The sequence below is a fragment of the Neisseria sp. P0021.S005 genome (genome assembly GCF_051956955.1).
The window spans coordinates 1-15,548 of the sequence record NZ_JBQCWY010000039.1; the positions used below are offsets into that span (position 1 = coordinate 1).

Sequence of the window (15,548 nt, forward strand, 5' to 3'; positions counted from 1 at the left end):
CTGTCGTCTTCGATGGATTTGGGGCCGCGTCCGTCGTTTAAGGTTTGGGCGTAAATGTAGTTGCCGAAGCGGTTGCGGTAGAGCGCCAGATTGTATTGCCAGCGGTCGCCTTCGTAGCCCAGCGCGATTTCGATGTTGTTGGAACGCTCTTTGTTGAGGTGTTTGTTGCCGACTTCAAAGGTGTTGGTGGCGACGTGTTTGCCGTGTGCGTACAGCTCTTGCGTTGACGGCAGGCGTTCCTGATGGGAGGTGGTCAGGCTGAGTTTGTGTTGTGGCGTGAAATACCAGTTTCCCGAAAGTGCGAACGAGCGGGCGGTTTGGCGGTGCGCGCCGAGGTCGGGCAGGGGCTGGTTGTAGTAGTTTTCCCGATCAATCAATGCTTTGTCGTACTGGATGGAAGCTTTTTGTTTTTCCACGCGTACGCCACCTTCTAGCGTGAAATTGTCCCAGTTTGCCTGTTCTACACCGAAAAAGCTGTAATGGCGCACATTGTTGTCAATCAACATCGGTTGTTGGACGGTTTCGGGAATGGCGGAAAGCGCGCTGGATTTTTGTCCCAAATATTGCACGCCCCAGCTGCCTTTCAGACGGCCTATGGGTTGGTGGCGCAACTCGATACGGGCGTTGTGTGTTTTGTTGTTGAAGAAGTTTTCTACTGCATCGCCTGCTTTTTCGTCGTGGTGGTAGTCATTGTGGTTTAGGTGTACGCGCAGGGCTTCAAAACCGGGGAATGGCTGCTTCCATTCGGCGCGGAGTTCGTAGCGTTTGTTGCGCAGGTCTATCCACGGTTTGCCGTTGTGGGCATGGGTGTGTGCATTATCGTCGTCGTGAAAGCCGCAGCTCAAGCCCGGATTATCGTAATCAACATCTTCTTCGGTCAATAGGTGCGGATAAAGCTGCAAATAGCGTTTGTTAATCAAACTTTTCTGCCAGATGATGTCGGCGTGGCAGTCGTCGTAGAGATGGCTGTGGGCAGGCAGGCCGTAGCGGTCGCGACGGTCGCTGTACGCCACGCCGAGGAACCCTTTATCGCCAACCCAAGACAGACCGATGCTGCCGGTTTTTGAATCGGCATGGCTATCGGGCAGTCGTTTCAGACGGCCTTCTTCTTTTTGATAGCGCGGTACGGCGTAATCGCCCGATTTGCGGTACAGCCCTTCGGTATGCAGCACGAAGTTTTTGTCCAATCCGACGTTGATGCCGCCGGACGTGAGTTTTTCCAGATTGCCGCTGCTCAAACGTAATCCGGCTTCGCCCGATACTCCGTTTTCAGGCATTTTTTCGGGGATTTTGCCATCGGCAACATCGACCAAACCGGCTACATTGCCCGAGCTGTACAAGAGCGTAACTGGGCCGCGCAGGATTTCGACCTGTTGCGACAAGGCGCTGTCCACCATCAAGGCATGGTCGGGAGAGAAATCCGCCATGTCGCCCGTTTCGCCGTGATGGTTCAATACTTTAATCCGTCTGCCTGTTTGACCGCGAATAACGGGAGCAGATGCGCCGCCGCCGTATTGCGAGGCATGAATGCCCGGTACGCCGTCTAAAGCATCGCCTAAGTTGACGGCTTTTTGGCGTAAGGTATCGCCGGAGATGATTTTGTCGGAGGCGGTCGAAGTATGCAGCAGCCCCGAAGTGGCGCGCGGACGGCTTTTGCCGACGACGGTAACCTCGTCCAAGTCAACCGACTGATCGGTTTCATGCGCTTGGGAGAGGATGGGGGTGCTGATTAAAAGAATAGATAAAACAATGGGTTTGAGTGTGGTTTGTGTCATTTTAGTTTCTCATCATATTTCGAAAGGCTGTTATTATATAACATTGCGTCATTTATATGATAAGATTTTTGAGAAAAAAGGCCGTCTGAAAACGAAGCGTGGTTTTCAGACGGCCTTTAGCTTGTATGTAGGTTTAAATGAAAACGGAACAATCTCTCTGCAGCCTGGTTTGGGTAAGGCAGAAAGTCATGGCAGATTGTTTGCTTTCATTGAAAGCATTACTTGGTTTCGGCGGCTTTAGCGCCAGTGGTCTCTGCAATCAGATCAAGGAATACCAACGGTTTTTTGTCGATATTTTTGAGTGCGTGGGACTGTCCAGGGCGGGCGATGGTAATGTCGCCGGCACCGACTTCGGTTTGTTTGCCTTCGCTGTCGGTAAACAGGCCTTTGCCGGATACGATGATGTAAACGTCTTCATTGCCGGTATGTTTGTGCTGACCGATGGAAGCACCCGGCGGTAATGTGAGCCAGCCGATTTCTTTGAATGCGTCTTGGTCGGCGGTTTGATGGCGCGTGAAGGCAAAGTTGCCGAGCAATGGGCCTTGGCCTCCGGCTGCGTTTTCGCGGTTCCATTCTGCTAAGTCGGCTTTTTTGTACACTTGGATGCTGCGGTCGGTGGGGGTGGTTTGTTCGGCAGCTTGGGCGCTTATGGATGTGCCGAGCAGAAGGGCGACAGATAATGCGGCAAATAGTGGTTTCATGGTGGTTCTCCGTTTGTCAGGTTGAGTCAGATAATGCGGATTCAGTTTTCAGACGGCCTGCGGGGTTGAAATGTGTAACCCTGCAGGCTTCCCCCAAGTTTTATTTCACATTGCGCAGATAGTTCAACAATAAAGGAACAGGGCGGCCGGTCGCGCCTTTTTCACCGCCGGATTTCCATGCGGTACCTGCGATGTCGAGGTGTGCCCATGGATAGTCTTCGGTGAAGTAAGACAGGAATGTTGCGGCGGTAATCGTGCCTGCACCCGGCGTACCGATGTTTGGAATGTCGGCAAAGTTGGATTTGAGTTGGTCTTTGTAGGTTTCAAAGAGCGGCAGTTGCCATGCTTTGTCGTCCACGTTGCGGGAAGCGGTCAGCAGGCTGTCGACCAAATCTTGATTGTTGCCCATCACGCCGCTGACGTCATGACCCAAAGCGATGATGCACGCGCCGGTCAGGGTGGCGACGTCGATAACGGCTTTGGGTTTGAATTGTTCGGCGTAAGTGAGTGCGTCGCATAAAATCAGACGGCCTTCGGCATCGGTGTTCAATACTTCGATGGTCAAGCCTTTCATGCTTTTCACGACGTCCCCCGGTTTGTTGGCCGCGCCGGAAGGCATGTTTTCGCAGGTGGCGACGACGGCAATCAGGTTGATCGGCAGTTGCAGTTTGACGGCGGCGCAGAAGGTACTGATGACGGTTGCCGCGCCGCACATGTCGAACTTCATTTCGTCCATGTTCAGGCCGGGTTTGAGGGAAATGCCGCCTGTGTCGAAGGTAATGCCTTTGCCGACCAAGACGACGGGGGCGGCTTCTTTGTCGGCCGCACCGAAATAGCTCAGTTCGACCAAATATGGGTCTTCGACGCTGCCTTTGGCGACAGACCAGAACGAACCCATGTTTTCTTTAATGTAGTCTTTTTCAATGATTTTAGCGTGTGCGCCCAATTTTTCGGCTTCGGCTTTCGCGGTACGCGCGAGGAATTCAGGCGTGCATTCGTTGGGTGCGGCATTGCCCAAGTCGCGGCAGAGGCTTTGTCCGTAAACCTGCGCTTCGGCAACGCGCAGGGCTTCTTTGACGGCGGCTTCGTGTGCGCTGTGGAACACGGCTTCTGCAAATTTGGCCGGTTTGGCTTCTTTTTTGTAGCGGTCGAAACGGTAGGCGGCATTGCCGAACGCAATCGCAAACGCTTCGGCAACGGCTGCTGCTTGCGCTTCTTCAAAGGCGTGAACGTCCACATTGACCGTTTCTTGATTTTGCGCCCATTTGGCGGCTTCGGCTGCGGCTTTGTTCAGCGCGGCGCGGTCGGTTTTTTCGAGGCGGGAGACGGCAATGGCTTGCAAACCGTTGTCCGTCGGGATTTTGGTGTCGGCGAAATTTTGACCTTCTTCAAGGGAAGCGAAGAGGGCGAGGGCAGTCGGGTTGCTCAGTTGCGATGCTTCGGCGCAGACAAATAATTGCGCACCTGCCTGTTGAGCCTGCAAAGTTTCGGCTTTTGTGCTAAATTTCACGTTTATTCTCCTGATTGGAACGGTTGTCGGTTGTTCAGACGGCCTGTTGACCAACCGTCCGAACAGATGAAAATCATTGTACTCCATTTGTGTCATGCCGTCTGAAGCCTTATTAATAAATATAGGTTTCCCATAAACCGTATACCACGCTCAATCTTATGATTTACCAAAGAAACTTTATTAAAGAACTTTCCTTTACCGCCGTCGGCATCTTTGTCGTCCTCTTGGCGGTATTGGTGTCCACGCAGGCCATCAACCTGCTTGGCCGCGCAGCCGACGGGCGTGTCGCCATCGATGCCGTGCTGGCCTTAGTCGGCTTCTGGGTAATCGGCATGACACCGCTTTTGCTGGTGTTGACCGCATTTATCAGTACGTTGACTGTATTGACCCGCTACTGGCGCGACAGCGAAATGTCGGTTTGGCTCTCTTGCGGATTGGCATTGAAACAATGGATACGCCCGGTCATGCAGTTTGCCGTGCCGTTTGCCATTTTGATTGCCGTCATGCAGCTTTGGGTAATGCCGTGGGCAGAGTTGCGTAGCCGCGAATATGCCGAAATTTTGAAGCAGAAGCAGGAATTATCTTTGGTGGAAGCCGGCGAGTTTAATAGCTTGGGCAAGCGCAACGGCAGGGTTTATTTTGTCGAAACCTTCGATACCGAATCCGGCATCATGAAAAACCTGTTCCTGCGCGAGCAGGATAAAAATGGCAACGACAACATCGTTTTTGCCAAAGAGGGCAATTTTTCGCTGACCGACAACAAACGTACGCTTGAATTGCGCGACGGCTACCGTTACAGCGGTACGCCCGGCAAAGCCGATTACAACCGCGTTTCTTTCCAACACCTCAGCCTGATTATCAGCACCACGCCCAAACTCATCGACCCTGTTTCACACCGCCGTACCATCCCGACCGCCCAACTGATTGGCAGCAGCAACCCCCAACACCAGGCGGAATTGATGTGGCGTATTTCCTTGACCGTCAGCGTTTTGTTGCTGTGCCTGCTTGCCGTGCCGCTTTCCTATTTCAATCCGCGCAGCGGCCATACCTACAATATCCTGATTGCCATCGGCTTGTTTTTGGTTTACCAAAACGGGCTGACCTTTCTGCGCAATGCCGTGGAAGACGGCAAAATCCATTTCTGGCTCGGACTGCTGCCCATGCACATCATCATGTTTGTGATTGCCGTCGTCCTGCTGCGCGTGCGCAGTATGCCTAGCCAACCCTTCTGGCAGGCGGTTGCCAAAAGTCTGACATTGAAAGGCGGAAAATGAACCTGATTTCACGTTACATCATCCGTCAAATGGCGGTTATGGCGGTTTACGCCCTTCTTGCCTTCCTCGCTTTGTACAGCTTTTTTGAAATCATCAACGAAGTCGGCGATCTTGGAAAAGGCAGCTATAACGGCGCAAAATTGGGGCAGTATGTTTTAATGCAGATGCCTGCGCGCGCCTATGAACTGATGCCGCTTGCCGTTTTGATCGGCGGCCTGATTTCCCTCAGCCAACTGGCTTCCGGCAGCGAGCTGACCGTCATCAAAGCCAGCGGCATGAGCACCAAAAAGCTGCTGTTGATTCTGTCGCAGTTCGGTTTGATTTTCGCCATTGCCACCGTCGCGCTTGGCGAATGGGTTGCACCCACGCTGAGTCAAAAAGCCGAAAACATCAAAGCCGCCGCCATCAACGGCAAAATCAGTACCGGCAATACCGGCCTTTGGCTCAAAGAAAAAAACAGCATCATCAACGTGCGCGAAATGCTGCCCGACCATACCCTGCTGGGCATCAAAATTTGGCAGCGCAACGATAAAAACGAACTGACCCAAGCGGCAGAAGCCGAATCAGCGGTTTTGAATCCCGACGGCAGCTGGCAGCTGAAAAACATCCGCCGCAGCATATTGGGCGAAGATAAAGTCGAGGTTTCTACCGCCGCCGAAGAAAACTGGCCGATTTCCGTCAAACGCAACCTGATGGACGTATTGCTCGTCAAGCCCGACCAAATGTCTGTCGGCGAATTGACCACCTACATCGACCATCTGGAAAAAAACAACCAAAATACCCAAGTCTATGCCATCGCATGGTGGCGCAAGCTGGTGTATCCCGTTGCCGCATGGGTGATGGCGCTTGTTGCCTTTGCCTTTACCCCGCAAACCACGCGCCACGGCAATATGGGCTTGAAACTTTTCGGCGGTATCTGCCTTGGTTTGCTGTTCCACTTTGCCGGACGGCTCTTCGGCTTTACCAGTCAGTTGTACGGCGTGCCGCCGTTTTTGGCGGGCGCATTGCCGACGGTTTTGTTTGCACTGTTGGCGGTGTATCTGATACGCCGTCAAGAAAAAAGATAAGGCAAAATAAACTTCAGGCCGTCTGAAAGGCAATCTTCAGACGGCCTGAGTATTTTGTGTGCAAAAAACAAAATGCTAAAGTAAAATAATACCTTTCCAAACCAATGCGGCTATTGAAAATGTCCCAAACCATCTGCTTGAATATGATTGTCAAAAACGAAGCGGCAATTATCGAAGAAACACTGGCCAACATCACCGACCACATCAAACTTGACTACTACGTCATCAGTGACACCGGCTCGACCGATGATACCGCCGGCGTGATCCGCCGCTTTTTCGATGCAAAGGGCATCGCAGGCGAGATTCATCATGATGGTTGGCAAAATTTTGCATACAACCGCAATCAGGCGTTGAAACACGCAAAAAACAAAACCGATTACGTGTTGATTTTTGATGCGGACGACCGCTTTGAAGGCAAATTGGAATTGCCCGAGTTGACCGCCGACCGTTACCGCCTCCGCATGAGAAATGCCATGGGCAGCGTGGTTTATTACCGTCCGCTGTTGTTGCGCAATGACGGAACATTCTACTGGCGCGGCGTGTTGCACGAATTTATTGAAACCGACAAACAAGATACCAGCGAAGCCACGCTTCATGGCGACTATACGGTTCTCAGCGGCCGTTTCGGCGCGCGCAGCAATATGGCGAACAAATACCTGCTTGACGCGGTTTCTTTGGAAAAAGCGTTTTACAGCCCTGAAGATGAAGACCTGAAACCGCGTTACGCCTTTTACGCGGCGCGCTCTTATTGGGATTCTGATATGCCCGAGCGTGCGAGCGAATGGTTTAAAAAACGCATCGAGTTGGGCGGTTGGATAGAGGAAGTGACGGTTTCTTACCAACAGCTGGGCGAGTGCTACAAATTAATGGGCAAACGCGATGAAGCCTTGGCAACTTGGTTGGCAGGCTACGATTACAACCCGCGCCGTGCCGAGTGTCTCTACCTTGCGCAAACCATGCTGCGTCAGGAAGGGAAATACCGCATTTCCCATGCAATCGGCCTGATGGCGAAACGTATCCCGTTCCCAAAAGACGATATTCTTTTTGTCCAAAGCAATGTTTATCAGTTGGACATCGATTATGAATTGTCGGTTACCGCCTATGCGGCCGGCGATTTGCGCCAAGGCTATGAGTCTTGCCGCCACTTGCTCTTGCTTAATGTACGCGAGGTATTGACCACAGTGACCATGCAAAATATGTGGCTCTACCGCGAACATGCGCAAACCGAAACGCGCGAAGTATTAGAGCAGCTGGTAGCCGTCATGCAGCCTTATGCCGAGCAGGGTGGACGTTTGGCAGAAGTGACCGAATATTTTGCTGATATTTTGAAAAACCGTTAATCAGGACTTTGCCCCGACCATAAGGCCGTCTGAAAGGAAATTTTTTGAGCAAGCGCAATCTGTTTTCCGTCGATAAATCTTTGGAAAAGCCCGAACGCGTCCTCTTGGTCGGCGTGATGTTGACGGCGGACTATTCCGGCGCAAACGAAACGCGCGAGCGCGGCTTTCAGACGGCCTTGACCGAAGCGGCAGAATTGGTGGGCGCGGCCGGCGGCGATTTGGTTTCTATCGAAACTTCACGCCGCGATAAACCGCATCCGGCTTCGTTTGTCGGTACGGGCAAGGCGGAAGAGTTGGCGGCAGTGGTCAAGCAGCATGATGTCGGGCTGGTTGTGTTCAACCACGAACTCACGCCGACACAAGAGCGTAATCTGGAAAAAGAGCTTCAATGCCGCGTCCTAGACAGAGTGGGTTTGATTTTGGCGATTTTTGCCAAACGCGCCCAATCGCAGGAAGGTAAGTTGCAGGTGGAGCTGGCTCAGTTGAACCATTTGAGCGGACGGCTGGTGCGCGGTTATGGACACCTGCAAAGTCAGAAGGGCGGCATCGGCTTGAAAGGGCCGGGCGAAACCCAGCTGGAAACCGACCGCCGTTTAATCGGACAAAAAATCACGGCATTGAAAAAACAGCTTGCCGATGTCCGCAAACAACGCGCCACGCGCCGCAAATCGCGCATGAGCGGCCGTCTGAAAACCTTTGCCATTGTCGGCTATACCAATGCCGGAAAATCCAGCCTGTTCAACCGCTTGACCAAAGCAGACGTATTGGCGAAAGACCAGTTGTTCGCTACTTTGGATACCACTGCGCGCCGGCTTTTCCTGTCGCATGAGGCGAGCGTGATTTTGACCGATACCGTCGGCTTCGTCCGCGATTTGCCGCACAAGCTGGTGTCGGCGTTTTCCGCCACCTTGGAAGAGACGGCGATGGCGGATGTGCTACTGCACGTCGTTGATGCGTCCAATCCTGATTTTGAACGGCAGATGGACGATGTCAACGAAGTCTTGGAAGAAATCGGCGCGCATGAAATTCCGCAGTTGGTGGTGTACAACAAAATCGATTTGCTGCCGCCGGGTATGCGTGAAGCAGGCATTTTGCGCGACAATTCCGGGCATGCCGTCGGCGTGAATGTTTCCGTTGCCGAAAGTTTGGGCTTGGACGGTTTGCGTGAAGCGATGATTGAATTGACCGTACAGAAAAGTGCTTGATGGTATGGAATGAAACAAGGCCGTCTGAATGTTCAGACGGCCTTACCGTAAAATTTTAAATCTGAGGATTATGCCGACAGAGGGCTTTTCTTTTTAAACACGCTTTCGTAAAGCATCCAAGCGGCGAGGCTCAGGTATACGGTGCTGGACAAAATGCCGATAACGGCAAAGATAGGCATAAGGCGATCAATCATGGTGAGGTTTCCCAATAAGTTAGTTTTATAAGTAAATGTGTGTTTTTTGATTTCCGTCTTCGCGGAATGCCTAAAGTATGCTGCTTAAGTGGGCTGAGGTCAACAAAGAATGTATCGGAATTTTTAAAAAAGTTCCATTTTTACATTAAAATAATCGGAAGTTTTTAAAGATAAACGGTATTTATATGTTACCGTTCATCGTTTGATGAACGGTCAATACTTTGTTTTCCATATTTTTTACAAAGTCCGACAGTCTATTGATTCAAAAGTAAATGAAATGAAGCAGAAAAACGCTTTTTGCTAAAATGTAACACCCTGGGACGGTTGTTTCAGGCCGTCTGAAAAATAAATCGAACACATGATGACATCTTCCACACATCCCCAAAAAAACTGTTTCCATTGCGGACTTGAAGTCCCGGAGCATCTGCATCTGACGGTTCGTTTTGAAGACGAAGAACACGAAACCTGCTGTGCCGGTTGTCAAGCAGTGGCGCAGAGTATCATCGATGCAGGTTTGGGCAATTATTACAAACAGCGTACCGCAGACGCGGAAAAATCCGAATTGCCGCCACCGGAAGTGTTGTCGCAATTAAAGCTATACGATTTGCCCGAAGTGCAGGCGGATTTTGTCGAGGTCGGCGCAGGGGATGAACGCGAGGCGGTGTTGATGCTGGGCGGCATTACCTGCGCCGCGTGCGTGTGGCTGATTGAGCAGCAGTTGTTGCGCATGAAGGGCGTAGTGCGCGTGGATTTGAATTACAGCACCCACCGCTGCCGCGTGGTGTGGGACAGCGCCCACATCGAATTGTCGGACATTTTGCTGAAAATCCGCCAAACCGGTTATACCGCTGCGCCTTATGATGCGCAAAAAATCGAAGTGCAGGCGCAGAAGGAACGCAAACAGTTTATCGTCAGATTGGCCGTGGCCGGTCTGGGTATGATGCAGACGATGATGTTTGCCCTGCCGACTTATTTTTACGGCGGCGACATCGAGCCGCTTTATTTGGAAATCCTGCATTGGGGCGGCTTTTTGATGGTGTTGCCCGTTGTGTTTTATAGCGCGTTGCCGTTTTACCGCGGCGCGTGGCGCGACTGGAAAAACCGCCGTGTCGGCATGGATACGCCGATTGCCATTGCCATTGTGATGACCTTTATTGCGGGTATTTACAGTTTGGCCACCAACGCAGGGCAGGGCATGTATTTTGAATCCATCGCCATGTTGCTGTTTTTCCTATTGGGCGGGCGTTTTATGGAACAGATTGCCCGACGCAAAGCAGGCGATGCGGCGGAGCGGTTGGTCAAACTGGTTCCGGCATTCTGCCACCGTTTGCCGTCTTATCCGGAAAGCGAAGTCATCGAGGAAGCCGCAGTCGTCCGCCTCAATATCGGCGATACGATTGTTGTGAAGCCTGGCGAAGTCATTCCGGTGGACGGTACGGTTTTGTCCGGCGAAAGCGAAGTTAACGAAGCCATGTTGACCGGCGAAAGTTTGCCGATTGTCAAAAGGCCGTCTGAAAAAGTAACCGCCGGCACGCTTAACACCAGCAGCCCTTTAATCATCCGCACCGACCATACCGGTGGCAACACGCGCCTGTCCCATATCGTCAAACTGCTCGACCGTGCGCTGGCGCAAAAACCGCGTGCCGCCGAGTTGGCCGAAAAATACGCGTCCAGTTTTGTGTTTGGCGAACTTTTGCTTGCGATTCCTGTTTTTATCGGCTGGGCTTGGTATGCAGATGCGCACACCGCCTTGTGGATTACCGTTGCCTTGCTGGTCATTACCTGCCCATGTGCCTTGTCGCTTGCGACTCCGACTGCGCTGGCTGCTTCTACCGGTGCGCTTGCCAAAGACGGGATTCTCATCAGCGGCAAACAAAGCCTGGAAACGCTTGCTCAAATTGACGACGTCGTGTTCGATAAAACAGGTACGCTGACCAAAGGGCAGCTTTCCGTCAGCCGTATGTTGTCAGCAGGCCGTCTGAACGAAGTCCAAGCCCTTGCCGTTGCCCAAGCATTGGAACAGCAATCCGAACACCCCATCGCCCGTGCCATTTTGAACCATACGCTTTTAGACGGACCTGTATCCGCGCTTGATGTGAAAGTGCAGCAACGGGTCAACCGTATCGGACACGGTGTCAGCGCACAAATCGAATTGGATGGCAAAACCCAAGTTTGGGCTTTGGGCAAAGCGGCGTTTGTTTCGGAAATCGCCGGTAATCTGCCTGAAACATTTGCCCATATCGACCACACAGGCGGCATTATTTTCTTGGGCAATCAAAGCGGTTTTCAGACGGCCTTTTTGCTGGAAGACCAAATCAAAGACAGCGCCGCTGAAATGTTGCAAAACCTGAAACAACACGGCATCCGTCTGCACCTTTTAAGCGGTGACCGTCAAGCTGCCGTAGCCCAAGTCGCGCAAGAGCTGGGATTGGATGCCTATCGTGCCGAAGCCACGCCTGAAGACAAACTTGCTTATGTGGAAAATCTGCAAAAACAAGGGCGTAAAGTCATGATGATCGGCGACGGGATCAACGATGCCCCCGTCCTTGCCCAAGCCGACGTGTCGGCCGCCGTGGCCACGAGTGCCGATGTGGCGCGAGACGGTGCGGATGTGGTTTTGCTCAATGATGATTTGAACGTTTTGCCCGTGATGATGGAACAGGCACGCCGCACCCATCAAATTATCCGCCAAAACCTGACTTGGGCTAGCGCATACAATCTGGTTGCCGTTCCGCTGGCCGTGTTTGGTTACGTTACCCCGTGGATCGCCGCGCTCGGCATGAGTTTCAGCTCGCTGCTGGTGTTGGGCAATGCCTTGAGATTGTTGAAAACCAAAAAGGCCGTCTGAAACCGGCCAATCCATTGCCTAAACGAAAGAATACGCCATGCCTAAAGCCACTTTTTATACACACGTCGCCCGCCCGGCCGCCTTTGCCTGCCGCCTGATTGCGCGCGCCATACGCGATGGCGGGCAGATTTTGGTGTGGTCGGATTCTGCCGCGGCAGTGCAGCAACTAGACGTTGATTTTTGGCAGCAAATTCCCGAAAGCTTTATTCCGCATGAAGTCTGGCTGCCTACCGACCCCATGCCGTCTGAAACGCCGGTATTGCTTGCGTTTGGAAACGCATTGCCGAATATTTCGCAAGATTGCACGGTTTTGAACCTGTCTGCTGATTTCTGGAGCCAAGCCCCGGCCATTCCAAACCGTATCCTTGAAATTGTGGGCAACAGCTTAGAAGATTTGGCCGAAGCCCGAGACCGTTTTCGAGCTTATCGTCAGAGCGGATTTGAGATTGAGCATTTTTCGAGAGGAGGGAAGGATTGAGTGTTGGAGATATTCAAGGCCGTCTGAATATAAACAAAGGGACATTTTGATGATGTCCCTTTGTTTTTTAGATTGATTATCGGAAGGCTTCGTGCCATATACCATAAAACATGAGGCAACAGCAGAAAGAGTAGAAATAGTGGAAAAAGCGTTCAAAAAGGGAAGTATTGGCAAGATACCATTGAACAGACTGATGGTGGTGTTGGGGATTTTTGAGGATTAAGTTGGGGAAACGGACAATCGAAGGTACGGCAAGCAAGTCAAACAGATTGAGGAAGACTGTAACCGATAATGAAAAACCGATTGTCTCATGAAATACGTCGAATGGCTGTAATGACAGGGTGTGTGCAAATAGGGAGGTTAGGGCAGATTTGTTGGACATCCATAAATAAAACAGTCCACCGATAGACAAGTAAAGTGCCAAACGAATCCATATAGATAGCTTGCGTCGCAAATAGAGGATGAAGAATAAGTTGAGCAGGATAAAGAAAATAGGAAAAACTGATTTCATGGGTTTGTTTGCTTACAGTTTGGTATTTAAAGCTGCTAAGGGAAACGCATTATTGCTTGTATGAAGGGCTGCCTTAGGAAAAGACAGTCTGAAAAGGCCATTCTATTTTAGGCCGTCTGAAAAAGATTTGCGTAAGGGCAAGGGTTTCAGACGGCCTTAAGTTTTTTTGAAGTCAAAATCCGATGGTTTAGGATTCGGTTTTTGAGGCCGCATTGGCGAAATAGCGGTTGGATACCGGATTGAAGATGAGGAGCAGCAAAACAGGGTGGAGAATGGATTGAATAATGATTTGTTGAGAACTATAGCTCGCCATATCGCTATACACCATGATTAGCGAAGAGGCCGCTAGCACAATAGCCAGCCAACGGGCAGAACGGTTGCCTGAAAGCAGGCCGACAGCAATAAATACCGGTAAGGAAAGGAGGATGAAGTATAGGGGCATAGACAGCCACCAAGGCAGGAAAGGGAATGCCAAGGCTGCAACCTCTATCAGTAAATCGCCCGAATAAATCGCAAGAGCAACCGTAGTAAAGCAAGTAAGGGCAGTTATGATGAAATAGAGAACGGTGGCGATGGTAACAGGGACTGGACGTTTCATGTAATAAAAGCCTTGGAGGGGATATCGGGGATAAGGATTAAAATCGGTATTGGCCAAACCTTGTTATCGAAGGCGATGGCCGTCTGAAAGCAGGCTATTCGTCTTTCTCAAATGAAGAATGCTTGATAATGGCAGGCTGGAAGACTGCAACCAAATAGAGCATGATAGGAAGGATGAGATACGTAAAAGGAATATCTGCGCGAAATAGTGCAATCAGAAAGGCAAGGTATAAGGTCAGCAGGGCAAGGAAAATAATGCTCTTTTTCCATGTCGCTTGGCGGATTTCTTTTGCAGTTGGCTGCTTATAGCGGACTTTTTTGTGGCAGGTCGGGCATTCTTTAATGCTTTTCAGTCCTTTGAATGCACTACCTCGAATCGGATTGGAGCAATGCGGACAAAAAAATGGGGACGATTTCATTATTTTTTATTGGGCCGTATAAAGTATTGCCCATCCGGAAAAGTGGGTTGGATGGGCAAAGTATATGTTTATTCGTCTTTTTCAAAAGATGAAAGTTTGTTTTGAATCGGGATAATGTAGTAGACGAAAAAGCCGATAACTAATGCCATACTGATATATTGGGGGAATGTACCAAACAGGCTGATCAGTATTGCCGCTACGATGCAGACAACTACTACAAAAATAGCGAAAGGTTTCAGCAAAGCTTTGAAATATTCGCCAACAGGCGGTTTTTTGAATTTGACTTTTTTATGGCAGGAAGGACATTCTTTGACTGCGGCCAAACCTTTAACCAATCCGCCTTGGATCGGGGCATGGCAGTGTGGGCAGGGGAGTGAAGGGTTTAGATTATTCATTGTGTTCAACCTGACTTAGGGTTTGGAAAGGTGGTATCGATGTTGCCGATACCACCGATATTTATCGGAAACAATAGGCTTATTGGGAGTATTTTTTGCCTAAAGCTTCGGCAGCTTTTTGTACTTCTTGATTGGCTGCACGTAGGGTTTCTTGCAATTTTTGAGATTTTTCTTGGAAATCATTGGCAAATTTGAGCGAATCTTTATCTTTGCCGTTGATAGTCAGCTCAGAAGCATGTTTGCCTGCATAAATCATCATGTCGTTGGCAGCACTGCTGACTTGTAATGCACGATCCAGAACTGCTTTGATTTCAGGATCTTTGATGTCGAGGGCAGCTGCGCTCTGATGGAATTGTTCCAGTGCGGCAGTCAGTTTGTTCATCTGCTCCAAAGCTTCTTTTTCTTTATTTTGGTTAGCCAAGTTTTGCAATTCTAGGCCTAGCTGAGTAATTTTTTGAGCTTCTTCACCAGTGGTGAAGTGAATGAATTTTTGCAATTCGGCAAGACCGTCTGGAGATTTTTTATCGGAAATGACGATAGGTTCGGCCAGTTTAGGATCTGCTTCCGGGAATTCGCTCAGAGCTTTTTCGTATTTGTTGGCAGAGCTAGATTCGCTTTGAGCAACTTGTTCTGCCGGTTTGTCGCTGCTGCCTTTATTACCGGAGTCGCCGCAGGCTGCCAGCAGGGAAGCGGTCAAGATCAGCATACCGAATTTGTTTAATACGTTCATATTAGGATTCCTTCTTAAGTTAGGAGAAAATTGGGGGAAATTTGTTTTTATTGATGAGCGTAGATAATTGTTTGTACTTTTGTCCTATTTTATTACAGATTTGTTTATTTTTCTCAAATTAGGTTAAGTGGTATGTTTTTGGAATTAAACGGCGAAGGTGGATGGTTGTAAAATATTGAATATATAATGAAATTAACAAGGGTAATAATAAGCCAGGCTACACTGTTTTGAGCTAAAGTTGATTTTTTTTATTAAGATGTTGTTGATTTATGTAATGGAAATAAAAAAGGCCTTCTGAAACAATAAAGTTTCAGAAGGCCTTTTTGACTGGTTGGAATTAGTTGCCTAAGTCGAATGCTTTGTGCAGAACGCGGGTAGCCAGTTCCATGTATTTTTCGTCAATCAGGACGGATACTTTGATTTCGGAAGTTGAAATCATTTGGATGTTGATGCCTTCTTCTGCGAGGGTGCGGAAGATTTTGGCGGCTACGCCGACGTGTGAAC

Annotated in this window: 16 protein-coding genes; 6 read left to right on the forward strand and 10 right to left on the reverse strand. The window is 50.1% G+C overall.

Annotated features, from left to right (window positions below):
• From znuD to ACTHUE_RS04180, 3 genes are all read right to left on the reverse strand, one after another.
• Positions 1 to 1,775: TonB-dependent zinc receptor ZnuD (znuD, locus tag ACTHUE_RS04170; RefSeq protein ID WP_440402796.1), on the reverse strand; the 1,775-nt coding region annotated here is incomplete at its 3' end.
• 218 nt (positions 1,776 to 1,993) lie between these two features.
• Positions 1,994 to 2,476 carry a cupin domain-containing protein gene (locus ACTHUE_RS04175; RefSeq protein WP_070695332.1) on the reverse strand — a complete coding sequence of 161 codons (483 nt, stop codon included), beginning with the start codon at positions 2,474 to 2,476 and terminating at the stop codon, positions 1,994 to 1,996.
• 100 nt (positions 2,477 to 2,576) lie between these two features.
• Complete coding sequence (locus ACTHUE_RS04180) at positions 2,577 to 3,986, reverse strand: leucyl aminopeptidase (protein WP_070695333.1); 1,410 nt, start codon at positions 3,984 to 3,986, stop codon at positions 2,577 to 2,579.
• A gap of 158 nt (positions 3,987 to 4,144) precedes the next feature.
• Between ACTHUE_RS04180 and lptF the strand changes: the two genes are divergently transcribed.
• The 4 genes from lptF (at position 4,145) to hflX (ending at position 8,872) form a co-directional block, all read left to right on the forward strand.
• The gene (gene lptF / locus ACTHUE_RS04185; protein ID WP_004519285.1) at positions 4,145 to 5,260 is read left to right on the forward strand and encodes an LPS export ABC transporter permease LptF; all 1,116 of its coding nucleotides are present in this window, start codon (positions 4,145 to 4,147) and stop codon (positions 5,258 to 5,260) included.
• The gene (gene lptG, locus ACTHUE_RS04190; RefSeq protein ID WP_003745632.1) at positions 5,257 to 6,327 is read left to right on the forward strand and encodes an LPS export ABC transporter permease LptG; all 1,071 of its coding nucleotides are present in this window, start codon (positions 5,257 to 5,259) and stop codon (positions 6,325 to 6,327) included. Before lptF ends, lptG begins: the two co-directional genes overlap by 4 nt.
• A gap of 119 nt (positions 6,328 to 6,446) precedes the next feature.
• Positions 6,447 to 7,667 carry a glycosyltransferase gene (locus tag ACTHUE_RS04195; protein ID WP_224783369.1) on the forward strand — a complete coding sequence of 407 codons (1,221 nt, stop codon included), beginning with the start codon at positions 6,447 to 6,449 and terminating at the stop codon, positions 7,665 to 7,667.
• A gap of 44 nt (positions 7,668 to 7,711) precedes the next feature.
• Positions 7,712 to 8,872: a GTPase HflX gene (hflX, locus tag ACTHUE_RS04200; RefSeq protein ID WP_070625930.1), complete on the forward strand. Its 1,161-nt coding sequence runs from the start codon at positions 7,712 to 7,714 to the stop codon at positions 8,870 to 8,872.
• Between the two features lie 68 nt (positions 8,873 to 8,940).
• Here the strand turns inward: hflX and ACTHUE_RS04205 are convergent, their stop codons facing one another.
• Positions 8,941 to 9,066: a hypothetical protein gene (locus ACTHUE_RS04205; RefSeq protein WP_003678791.1), complete on the reverse strand. Its 126-nt coding sequence runs from the start codon at positions 9,064 to 9,066 to the stop codon at positions 8,941 to 8,943.
• Positions 9,067 to 9,427: 361 nt separating this feature from the next.
• On the opposite strand from ACTHUE_RS04205, the gene ACTHUE_RS04210 reads away from it, so the two are divergent.
• Together ACTHUE_RS04210 and ACTHUE_RS04215 are read left to right on the forward strand one after the other, a co-directional pair.
• Positions 9,428 to 11,914, forward strand: coding sequence for a heavy metal translocating P-type ATPase (locus ACTHUE_RS04210; RefSeq protein ID WP_049335597.1), 2,487 nt, complete (start codon positions 9,428 to 9,430; stop codon positions 11,912 to 11,914).
• A gap of 37 nt (positions 11,915 to 11,951) precedes the next feature.
• Positions 11,952 to 12,392 (forward strand): DNA polymerase III subunit chi, encoded by a 441-nt coding sequence (locus ACTHUE_RS04215; RefSeq protein WP_004519293.1) that lies wholly within the window; start codon positions 11,952 to 11,954, stop codon positions 12,390 to 12,392.
• A gap of 76 nt (positions 12,393 to 12,468) precedes the next feature.
• Here the strand turns inward: ACTHUE_RS04215 and ACTHUE_RS04220 are convergent, their stop codons facing one another.
• The 6 genes from ACTHUE_RS04220 to ACTHUE_RS04245 all read right to left on the reverse strand — a co-directional run.
• Positions 12,469 to 12,903 (reverse strand): hypothetical protein, encoded by a 435-nt coding sequence (locus ACTHUE_RS04220; protein WP_141744533.1) that lies wholly within the window; start codon positions 12,901 to 12,903, stop codon positions 12,469 to 12,471.
• Positions 12,904 to 13,090: 187 nt separating this feature from the next.
• Complete coding sequence (locus tag ACTHUE_RS04225) at positions 13,091 to 13,501, reverse strand: hypothetical protein (protein WP_004519295.1); 411 nt, start codon at positions 13,499 to 13,501, stop codon at positions 13,091 to 13,093.
• A gap of 94 nt (positions 13,502 to 13,595) precedes the next feature.
• Positions 13,596 to 13,919: a hypothetical protein gene (locus tag ACTHUE_RS04230; protein WP_004519296.1), complete on the reverse strand. Its 324-nt coding sequence runs from the start codon at positions 13,917 to 13,919 to the stop codon at positions 13,596 to 13,598.
• Positions 13,920 to 13,987: 68 nt separating this feature from the next.
• Positions 13,988 to 14,314: a purine permease gene (locus tag ACTHUE_RS04235; protein WP_224783368.1), complete on the reverse strand. Its 327-nt coding sequence runs from the start codon at positions 14,312 to 14,314 to the stop codon at positions 13,988 to 13,990.
• Between the two features lie 79 nt (positions 14,315 to 14,393).
• Positions 14,394 to 15,044, reverse strand: a complete 651-nt coding sequence (locus ACTHUE_RS04240) for a hypothetical protein (protein ID WP_440361149.1) — start codon at positions 15,042 to 15,044, stop codon at positions 14,394 to 14,396.
• A 337-nt stretch (positions 15,045 to 15,381) separates the two neighbouring features.
• The coding region (locus ACTHUE_RS04245) for an ACT domain-containing protein (RefSeq protein ID WP_440423050.1) at positions 15,382 to 15,548 on the reverse strand (167 nt) is incomplete at its 5' end.